This is a genomic window from Paracoccus aestuariivivens (assembly GCF_009711225.1).
Classification (GTDB): domain Bacteria; phylum Pseudomonadota; class Alphaproteobacteria; order Rhodobacterales; family Rhodobacteraceae; genus Paracoccus; species Paracoccus aestuariivivens.
On the sequence record NZ_WMIE01000039.1, the window covers coordinates 1 to 10099 of the forward strand.

Annotated in this window: 8 protein-coding genes; 6 read left to right on the forward strand and 2 right to left on the reverse strand. The window is 51.2% G+C overall.

Translation table 11 applies throughout. The features are described 5' to 3' along the window. Window positions 1–213: hypothetical protein (locus GL286_RS22400; protein WP_211596476.1), on the forward strand; the 213-nt coding region annotated here is incomplete at its 5' end. A gap of 309 nt (window positions 214–522) precedes the next feature. Here the strand turns inward: GL286_RS22400 and GL286_RS21560 are convergent. Next, window positions 523–1473 carry a ParB/RepB/Spo0J family partition protein gene (locus GL286_RS21560; protein ID WP_155097629.1) on the reverse strand — a complete coding sequence of 317 codons (951 nt, stop codon included), beginning with the start codon at window positions 1471–1473 and terminating at the stop codon, window positions 523–525. After that, window positions 1470–2669: an AAA family ATPase gene (locus GL286_RS21565; protein WP_155097630.1), complete on the reverse strand. Its 1200-nt coding sequence runs from the start codon at window positions 2667–2669 to the stop codon at window positions 1470–1472. Before GL286_RS21565 ends, GL286_RS21560 begins: the two co-directional genes overlap by 4 nt. 561 nt (window positions 2670–3230) lie before the next feature. Here GL286_RS21565 and GL286_RS21570 point away from each other — a divergent pair. The 5 genes from GL286_RS21570 (at window position 3231) to GL286_RS21590 (ending at window position 9849) form a co-directional block, all read left to right on the forward strand. After that, window positions 3231–4256, forward strand: coding sequence for a replication initiation protein (locus tag GL286_RS21570; RefSeq protein WP_246185063.1), 1026 nt, complete (start codon window positions 3231–3233; stop codon window positions 4254–4256). 93 nt (window positions 4257–4349) lie between these two features. Continuing rightward, on the forward strand, window positions 4350–5270 hold the full coding sequence (locus GL286_RS21575) for a glycosyltransferase family 2 protein (RefSeq protein ID WP_155097631.1): 921 nt from the start codon (window positions 4350–4352) through the stop codon (window positions 5268–5270). Between the two features lie 85 nt (window positions 5271–5355). Further along, complete coding sequence (locus GL286_RS21580) at window positions 5356–6036, forward strand: sulfotransferase family protein (protein ID WP_155097632.1); 681 nt, start codon at window positions 5356–5358, stop codon at window positions 6034–6036. Window positions 6037–6173: 137 nt separating this feature from the next. Further along, window positions 6174–8438, forward strand: a complete 2265-nt coding sequence (locus GL286_RS21585; RefSeq protein WP_155097633.1) for a rhamnosyltransferase WsaF family glycosyltransferase — start codon at window positions 6174–6176, stop codon at window positions 8436–8438. A gap of 31 nt (window positions 8439–8469) precedes the next feature. Further along, window positions 8470–9849: an alginate O-acetyltransferase AlgX-related protein gene (locus tag GL286_RS21590; protein WP_155097634.1), complete on the forward strand. Its 1380-nt coding sequence runs from the start codon at window positions 8470–8472 to the stop codon at window positions 9847–9849. Window positions 9850–10099: the final 250 nt, after the last annotated feature.

Genomic DNA, 10099 nt, shown 5'->3' on the forward strand with positions numbered 1-10099 from the left:
ACCGCGCCATTTCCTAACGGCGCCGTGCAAGCCATCAAACTTCTCAAATTTTCCAGATCAGCGCCTCAACAAAGACACCCGATCCGAACCGTTCCAGCGTCTCGCCGTCTCGGTGAAGGCGTATTTACGGATCACAACCAAAACCCGCAAGTGCAAAAATGGCAAAAATACGAAATCTTTTGTAATGCATTGATTTTAAATATTTACTTGTGATTTTCGTGATTTTTGCCGGAGGTTGCTGCGGTTTTTTGTTCTTTCCTTCTCTGAAGCAGCCCTTTTGCTGAAACCATGATCTTGATCGTAGCCCGAGGCAGGCAACATACGATGGGTATGATCCGTAATGGGTAGTGCGCCACCAGGTGATGCTTTGGGAAAGGCGCGTAATCCGCCTTTCCCAAAGCATCTGCCGTCTACCCGGCCATATCATGCAGATAGAATTTGGACGCGATAAGTCCTGCTTATCACAACGCTCTTGTCAGACCGGATTAGGACTACGGGATGGAAATTGCCAATTGGCAATTTTTACCCTTTGGGAAATTGCCGGTCGAGAAAGCGCTCCAGAGCCGCGCGCAACTCGCCTTCGGAGAGGTCTTTGGGAAACTCTATCCGTACTCGGCCTTCACGGGTCTGGATGGTCAGTCCCGCATAATCCCCAGCCGCACGCTCTGGGCCCACGACAGCGGCCCGAAGGCGGCTGAGCACCTTTGCAGCCGGAAGGAATGCCCCCTGCCCACGTCTTGCGCAGTCCTGCTCTGCGGCAATGACTGCAGCGGCAGTCAGAACCTGTTCTTCAGCCTGAGCCAAAAGGGGACGCAGCCGACGAGCATGCAATTCCTTGAGCTCGGTGATCTGTGGCCAGGCATCCACCACGGCTTGCGGCAGGCGGGCCAGATACAGATAGCGCGACAGCCAGGCCTCAGAGACTTCAAGCCGTGCCGCCATCGCCTTCTGCTTGCCGCCGTAATACAGATCGAGCGCCTGCAGATAGTCACAGGCGCGCTCGTAATCGCTCAAATCGACCCGATCACGGTTCTCGATATCCGCCAGCCGGAAAGCTTCCTCATCGGTCAGATCACGCACTTCGATGAGATAGAAAAACTGCGGATAGTTGTTGGCACGCAGCCATGAGACCGCGAAATGGCGCCGCGCACCGCAGATGACCTCGTATTCATAATCCTGCCCCGGGGACAGCCGGCGCACGATGGCGGGAAATTCCTGCTGCCCCTGTGCCTTCAGGCTGTCGATCAGATCGCAGCAGTTATTCTCGTTCAACAGCCCGTAGGCACGGTTGTGGCGGCTCCACATCCTGCAGTTGGCCGGATCGACCCAACGCAGGACCTTTTCCTCGCGCTGCCCGCTTTCAGCGAGGGCATTCTGCCGCTTGAGAAAGCGCGCCGCGCCACGATCCGGCGCAACCGGCTCGGCCATGCCGCGCAGCACATCGTCGAAGATCGCGTCGTGGCGCTTGCTCATAACAGCCCTTCCTTGCGCAGACGGGGGTGATGACTGGGCCAGGTCTTACGGGCCAGAAGCTCGACCTCGCGCCCGATCGCATCGAGATAGGCACGGCAGCGCTTATGGGTCTCGGTCCGGGTGGCGGCGCCAGTCAGCTCATAGACGGTCATCAGATTGGCCGCGGCATTGTCGATCTCGGCCGAGTCCTTCAGCACCGCATTCAGCATATCTTGCGGGAAGACTGCGTCCATCATCCGCTTAATTGCCTGATGCGCCGATTTTTGGTCATCCATCTTGGAAGTCAGGATCTTGACGAAGCTGTATTCCCGCGCTCCGCCATGCCGGGCCAATTCACTCAGCGTCGCTTCCATCATCTTGAGGAAATGCGCGGTCGAGGCAAAGTCAATATTGTTGGGCGGGGCCGGAATCAGCAATGCATTCGCGGCCCGCAACACCGAAAGCGAGAGCATGCCCAGTGCCGGCGGTGGATCGAGCAGGATGATGTCAAACTGATCCGCAATGGATTCCACCCCCTCACGCAGACGGTCCAGGACAAAGGTAGGATCCCGCGCCATCCGAGCGGCAAATTCATATTCGGCGTCATAGAGGCCCAGATTTGCGGGAATGATGGCCACACCGGGCCAATAGGTTGCCCGAAGCGCATAATGCAGGCTCTTGGGCCCGCCGTGCTGAAGGAAGGGATAAAGAGTATCTTCTTCCTCATGGACATCGACATCCGGATTGAGTCCAAAGACAGCAGTCGAAGAGGCTTGAGAGTCGCAATCGATCACGCAAACCCGATAGCCCTTCAGCGCGAAATACTGGGCGAGATGAACCACCATGGTGGATTTGCCGACCCCGCCTTTGAAGTTCTGGATAGCCAAAACAAGGGCCTGATCATTCGGTGCACGATGCGGCAGCGTCCCGAAGAGCTTGCGCATGCGGTTTATGTCGGTCAGCGAATAGCCATTTCTTCGTCCTGTGGTTTCGCTCTTCTGCGGGCTTGGCAGGCGACCATCCCTTTCGGCATCCCGAATGGCTTTTTCGGTTCGGCCGACCATTTCGGCAGCAGTCCTGACATTGAAAACCAACTCGAGTCGCTTTTGTGCTCCAGGGGCAAAGACCCGCTCGCGTAAACGTTCAATAACCGTTGAGGCTCGTCTGCTGAGTACTGTCAGTTCTTCAAGGGTGACGGGGATAAGGGCAGGATTCATCAACCTGTCTTTCTGCTCGTTTATGCGATTATGTCGAGCAGGTTTCATGTCGTAAAGTTCGTATTCTGTCTGTGGAATTTGCGGTGAAACGAAAGTTTTTCATCAGCTTTTTCTCTTGATGGGGATCTCCCCCCAATCTGTAAGAGTTCTCGGAAAGAGTTATCCACAGATAGGGAATCTGGGGATGAATTTGAGCCTCTATGTTCTTAGTTCTATAGTTCTATAGTTCATTGCATACTATATCTTTGATAAAATTCATAAAAACAGCATCGAGCCTTACTTTTTGGGATTGCAAAACTTACTTTTTGGGATTGCAAAACTTACTTTTTGGGATTGCAAAACTTACTTTTGGGGTGCGGGGTAACCCTTACAAAATGGGTGCGGCCGAAGAGTTGTGCACAGGTGTGATTTCTCAAAGAAAGCAATAAGCTTCTTTTTCTGTTCTCAAAGGGAAGCTTGCTTATGGCTTACATTTTGGGTGCGGTGAGAGGGAGTGGCAGGCCGCTTGGTTGAACACTTACTTCTGTTTCGTTATGAAGTAAGCCTTCTTCGGCGAGAAAGATGATGACGGACGCGACGATTCGGACACTTGAGGCAAAGCCGAATGCCGACAGCCTTATCAAGCCCGGCGAGTTGATCGATCTGATCGAGGTTACGCCGCTGACTCTGACCGACCGGCGCATCTATAACCAGCTTCTGGAAAATGCTTGGGACGCTATCGACAAGCCGGTGACGCATATCATTTCGAAGTCGGCCCTGCGTGGCAATCACAACTCCTATGATCGTGTCGGCGAAAGCCTCGAGCGGCTGATGTCGGCGATCGTCAAGATCTCGGTGATGTGGAACGGAGAACCGGCGGTTGAGCGGGTCCAGTTGCTGGGCGGCAATATCGAGGTCGGAAATTCCGAAGGGATGCTCGAATACGAGATCCCTTCCCGGCTGCGCAAGATCATCCGTAACAGCCAGGTGTTTGCCCGGTTGCAGCGCGAAGTGATGTTTGCTCTTTCGTCGAAATATGCGCTCACGCTTTACGAGATGGTCCAGAAGCGCGGCAATCTGCGCTGGAAGGCCTCCGAGATCCTGACCCTTGCGGCACTGCGCGGGATCATGGGTGTGCCCAAGGGCAAGCTGTCCTCATGGTCGAACCTCAAGCTGCGCGCGATCGATCCTGCCGTGTCCGAGGTCAATGCGCTTTCCGACTACATGGTCGAGATACTGCCGATCAAAACCGGACGGGCGGTGACCCATGTCGAGCTGCGCTGGTGGCGCAAGGACGGGGATGCTAGCGGTGCGGCCGACCGTGCGCTGCAATTCTCGAAAGTTGGCCGACGAATGAAAGCAGAAGGGCGTGCTGAGCCTGTAACAGCGGAGTTCCCATCCATTTCTCGCTCCATAGGGATTGAGACGTATGATCCGGCACTGCAGGGGTCTACCTATGAAACCGCCCGACTGCGCCACCCAGGATACGATATTTATTTTGTAGAAGGTGAGTGGCGCGGCTGGCTGGCTGGAAAGGATGAGCCGAAGGATCCGGATCGTTCCTATCTGGCGTTTTTCCGCAGTTATGCGGAGAAGAACCCGATCTAAGCAAATTGCACCATCCGCAATCTATAGCCATTCAGGTAGCCATTTGTATGCTCTTTCGTCGTAGCTTCTGCATAAATCTGCAAAGGTGATGCTTTGCCCGAAGTCATGATCCTTATGGCAACCCACAACGGGGGCAGGTTTCTTGCAGAGCAATTGCACAGCATTTCGTGCCAAAGCCATACGGACTGGCATCTGATCATCTCGGATGATTCCTCTACCGATAAAACCAAAGAGATCATTGGAAAATTTTCACACCGTAATGGCCAGAATAGGGTCACCCTGCTTGATGGGCCAGAACAAGGTGCCACCGAGAATTTTCGTAGTCTGATCCGCCGTGCCGAGTTGCAGGGGAGGTACCTTGCCTTCAGTGATCAGGACGACGTTTGGGACGAGGACCATCTAGCCCGAGGGCTGGAGGTCTTGATGGGTCTTGCCAAGCCCCTCGCCATTTATGGTTGTAGGATGCGTATCTGTGATGCCGACCTCAATCAGATCGGCATGTCACCATGGCCGACGCGGCCTTTAGGCTTCAAAAATGCCTTGGTTCAGAATGTCCTGAGCGGAAACACGATGATAATGACTCCGCAGGCTGCACAGGTTTTGCAATCCGCTGAACGTGAGGTCGGGCCGGTTCCTATCCATGACTGGTGGGCCTATCAAATGATCACCGGAGCAGGTGGAGTAGCTCATCTAGATAAGCTACCGCATATCCATTACCGCCAGCATGGGGCGAATGTGATCGGGGCAAATCGCGGTATTCGAACGCTCCCTGATCGCTTGGGGCGTCACCTTAGGGGGGGGCATCGCGCTTGGGCGCTGCAAAACAGTGCTGCGCTGATGGCGACAAAATCTCATCTAACCGCAGAAAATATTACCGTTCTGCAACTGTTTACCGAAGCCCTCTCTGCCCCTTTGACTGGTAAGATCATAGGATTGCGACGTTCTGGCATTTATTATCAAAGTCCTCAGGCACGCGCTGGCTTCTGGCTATCCGTTGCTCTGGGTGGATTCTGATGGCATTCCGGAGCTCGACAACCACCTAGAAAAATCTGACGGCATGTGGCTCAGGCTGTCGGAAAGGCAAAACGAGGAGCAGAGGGTGAATTACGAATTCCAGCACACGCTGATGGTCGTCAACAACGATAAACTACAGGCATGCCTTGGAGACGAGACGCTCGTAGTATGTGGCTCCCCACGGGGGATGACCTCGCTAGTGGCTTATTTTCTTTACGAATCCGGGTATTTTCTTGGAAACTATCTGGGCGCGAAGAATTTCGAGGATCAGGAGTTCCTCAAGGTGATCAAGCCAGCGGAGGTATCTGCAGAGCCGCTGCAATCACTCCAAGCCTATCAATACTTGGTGAAAAGCCGGAACGAGGCGCATCGCCGCTGGGGGTTTAAGTTGCCGCATGCTGCAGGGCACGTGGAATCGCTGAACACAACTTTACGCAATCCAGTGTTCGTGTTCTGCGTCAGAAACCCGGTTGCTACGGCCCGATCGATCACGAAATACGAAAACCCACAAAACTTCTCAGCCGGAAAGTTGATGGAGATCGCAACTCGTCATTTTTCTAACATGGTCACCATGTGTCAATCTCAGGATACGCCATCAATCTTTATTGATATGGAGGCTGTGAAACAGCACCCAGGCGCTTTCTTACAAGAACTTGCCACTGCGTTGAAATTGCCCCAACCAACCTCAGAACTTGCGCAAAGGATCAGTTCTAAAGGCTACAAAACTGCCAGTTTGCGGCCGGGCGTCACCTTCAAGCCACAATAATAATTAATGCGACGTAAGATCCAAAACAGCAAAGGCAACGACCCGTTTTTTAAAGGCATTCCGGCGTACAGCTGGAATGCCGAAAATAGAAAATGCGTGAGATTGCCCATGCTAGTTGATGAAAAAGAAAAGAACCCATGCACATCAAAATAATTATGGCAGTTTTCAATCCCAACAGGGATTATCTTGATGAGCAGATCAAATCTATTGCCGAACAAACCCATGCCGAGCTGAGCCTGATCGCCGTTGATGCCGACGGTAAATCATCTACCATTATTACAGAAATTGCAGAAAAGTACGGGATTGCGCATGACATTGTCAGATCGCATGCTGTGCCTCTCAACTCCTATGCAGCTTTCGAACTGGGTTGCAAAGAGCTATTGAATTCACATCCAGGTGAGGAGTTCCTGGTTGCTTTCAGCGATCAGGATGACATCTGGGAACCGACAAAGCTTGCAGAACTTTCATCTGCACTGAAGGACGGCGTATTCCTGGTCCATTCGGATGCTTCGCTGATCGACAAGAACGGCGTTGAGCTTTCGTCTAGCATGTTTGACAAAGAGAAAAGGATCAGAAACAGCCAGACTGGATCCTTGCTCTTTGTCAATAACGTGACGGGAATGACCATTCTTTGTCGTAAGGTAGTCATTGAAGCCGCCATGCCATTTCCACGACAAGCCGCACTGTATTTCCACCACGACCTTTGGCTGGTACTTGTCGCGACCATTCTTGGTAGGGTCGCTCTGATCGAAAAATCTCTGGTCAGATATCGCCAGCATGATCTCAATGTGGTTGGGGCCCTCATGGGAAAGCGCCCTAGAAAATCAAGAAACATGAAGGGTTTGGCGCGGGATGCACTGAACAGCTATTATGTATCAGCTTATCTGGCGAAGATGCTCTATCTGCGCGCCGAAGAACTATCAAGCGAAGGGACAGAGATTAATAAGCAAAGCTTGCAGGATCTACGGCCGTTTTTAAGCGGTGGTGGGCACGTAAAGTTTGCTTTAGACGCACTACGAATCTTTCCCGCAAGTCGACCTACCGCTTACCAAGCAGCCTTGCGTTGGATCGGCGCTACAGCGCGCCAGTATCTCATTCAGAAACGTCGTATTTCTGCCATTCAAGGGCATCATGAAGCTATTGTAGATAAAGAGCGCTTCATGATCGTACCCGGTGTTACGCCTGCATATACTCGCGCTTCTAAGAAAGACGAAAAAGCAAGTGTTACACCGGTGGATTCTTCGAAATATGTTGACCGCCGCCGTGTCGCCAAATGGGAGAGCGATATCTCCGAAAAATATCCAATTCACGTCAACCTGCTGATCCCTTCTCTTAATCCGTCTGAAATGTTTGCTGGACTTGCGACTGCTGTCGAGGTCGGCATCGAAATGGCTGAGGCCGGAGCGCGAGTACGTTTCATCACGACGGACGCGCCGATTGCGTCGAACAAGGCATCTCTCGACTTCATCGAAAAGCGGGTCTCTGATCGCGCGATAATGAAAAAACTTTCTATAGAAGATGGAACCTCTGGTCTTGAGATCCATTTTAATCCCCAAGACAGGTTTGTCGCCACTGCTTGGTGGACGGCGCACATCGCCGAAAAACTACTGAAATCCTGCCAGTTCAAATTCGATAAATTTGTCTACCTGATTCAAGATTATGAACCTAACTTCTATGCTTGGGGCGATAATTATGCAGCTGCCAAGCAGAGCTACGGCATGAATTTCATTCCTCTGTTCAACAGCCAGCCTCTTGCAAACTACATGAAGCTGATAGGATCTTTAAAAGATATAGATACAAATTTGGTTTTCAGACCAAATATCAATATTGACAGATATAGCACGGTACCACGCCAGCCACATTCTGGAAATGTGGTCGCCATTTATGGTCGGCCGGAGGTTGAACGAAATATGTTCCCATTGGCAATCGCCGCACTTAATGATTTTATTGATCGCAATGTAGAAGAAATAGAAGACTTCAATTTCATCAGCATTGGTATGAGCCACGCCCCGGTAAATCTCAATGCTGGCAAACAGTTGAAGGCAATTGGAAAGATTCCATGGGATGACTACCCAGAATTCCTAGGCAGCATCGATATTGGTTTGGCATTGATGTATTCACCCCACCCCAGCCACTTGCCAATAGAAATGGCTGCAGCCGGGATCGTGACAGTGACTAATGAGTTTGAAGGTAAGGATCTGTCCGAGCTGACCCCCTACATTATCTCCTGCGATGCGACGACAGAAGCAGTATCAAATGCGTTGAATATTGCTTGGAGAAAAAGTCAAGAAGTTAGGAACTCGACAGAACCAAGGATAATAGAGATCGAAATTCTGGGTGGAACACTCGAGCACGCGGCCCGTGAGGCATTCCGGCATCTACAATTGCCCGCCGATCTATAAATTTTCTAGAAAAGTCTAAAAGGAGCCAGATATGAGCATCCTACCTTCCGAAGTAGCCCTCTCCGAAGGAGAAATTAGTGCGGAGGTGATAGGAGGTAAAGACGGTTGGCTCTTTCTCCACGGAGGTGCAGCAGCGCAATTCGACTATTTGACCGGGAAAAAAAAGGTCCATGATCAGCATGTGCAAAACATGGAGAGAAACACCCTTCGGCGTCATGCCAAGGCACAGACAGTTGGCGCCCGCTACCTGAATGTTGTTATGCCGTCAAAGCCGATTTGCTGTGCGGAGAAACTTCCAGACAGTTATGCCGGAAAGTGTCGCTCTCTTTTCGAGACTTACTTCAATACGGGAATGAATAGCGAAAGCCGCAGAATGACTCTATACCCAATTGACGTGATGCGGGGGAGTGAGAACTTCAAACGGTTAGATACACATCCAAATGATCTCGGTAATCTTCGGGCCGCGCGGGTAATTCTACAAAATCTCGATATCACGCTTCGTGATGCTCCTGCATTAGTCGATCATCCTACAGCTGGCGATCTCGCGGTCATGCTTAATCGTCGAGAGATGCGCAGCCAGGAACCAACCATTTTACGGCCTCTTCATGGGTTACGAGATTTTGACAATATTTACTTTTTGAAGCCAGGAACAAATACAGGGCATATGCGTGTCCTGTTTAACCCCAAAGACACTGAGGGCCGAACGCTTTTAGTTTGCGGTGACAGTTTCATTGTGGGTTTACTTCCTTTGCTGGCTAGAGAATTCGAGACCGTTCTCTACGTAAGAGGCCCTGTTTTTCCTTATGAAGTAATTGAATCCTTCCGCCCCTCGCATATTATTTCCGCTTCGACTGAAAGATATATATCTGGACAGATAGATGACATAAATGAAAGAAGCGTTCTGGAAAGATGCAAATCTGCAGATTGGTATCATTTTCCTTTTGGCCCGTCACAGGCTATACGTGCACTTATGGCCAGAGCAAAAGACCAGAAAAAATACACGGCATGGAAGCATCATGCCTGTCTACGGCCTCTTTCACATCCGCTTCTGGGAACGGCGTACACAAATTCTATGATTACCAATGGAGAGAATGGGTGGGAGTACCGCAGCACAGGTGTTGATCCATTTTTCACATTTTGCCGCACAGCTATTCCGGCTGATCGTTGCGTAAACATTAAGTTCTCGATAAAGGTGGATCAGGACTGTCTTGCGCAGATTTTTTATAGCGAATCAGGGAATGTCATGGAAAAATATTCCCCTAATAATTCCCGCTCTTTTTATCTAAAGTGTGGTTATAACGAGGTATCCGCATTAATACCAAAGGGGCCGAAAGGCCGAAATGTAAGGTTGGATCCTGTTAATCAGGCTGCCTCGTTCAGCATTCATGGCCTTGATGTTGATTGTGAATGATTCGGGCATTTTTGACAAATGGCGAAGCCATAGCTTGATGACATCTGAAGCTTTTCCGGTGCAATGCCGGTGCGGTTAAGTTGTCCGCTCTGAACACCTCCCGACGCATTGATTTTGAGCGACCAACCTTAGGCTTCATTCGCTTTGAATTGCAGGGTTTCGTATGCTTTGGCGAGAAACCCTGCAATTTCCGGTCGCCGATGAAGCCCCGTTCCCGCAGCCCTGAACAGGTGACCTGCTCCGCCCGCGG

What these genes read in the sequence shown, in the direction of transcription:
- GL286_RS21560 (WP_155097629.1), bottom strand. Translation starts at nt 1,473, where the DNA reads ATGAGCAAGCGCCACGACGCGATCTTCGACGATGTGCTGCGCGGCATG.
- GL286_RS21565 (WP_155097630.1), bottom strand. Translation starts at nt 2,669, where the DNA reads ATGAATCCTGCCCTTATCCCCGTCACCCTTGAAGAACTGACAGTACTC.
- GL286_RS21570 (WP_246185063.1), top strand. Translation starts at nt 3,231, where the DNA reads ATGATGACGGACGCGACGATTCGGACACTTGAGGCAAAGCCGAATGCC.
- GL286_RS21585 (WP_155097633.1), top strand. Translation starts at nt 6,174, where the DNA reads ATGCACATCAAAATAATTATGGCAGTTTTCAATCCCAACAGGGATTAT.
- GL286_RS21590 (WP_155097634.1), top strand. Translation starts at nt 8,470, where the DNA reads ATGAGCATCCTACCTTCCGAAGTAGCCCTCTCCGAAGGAGAAATTAGT.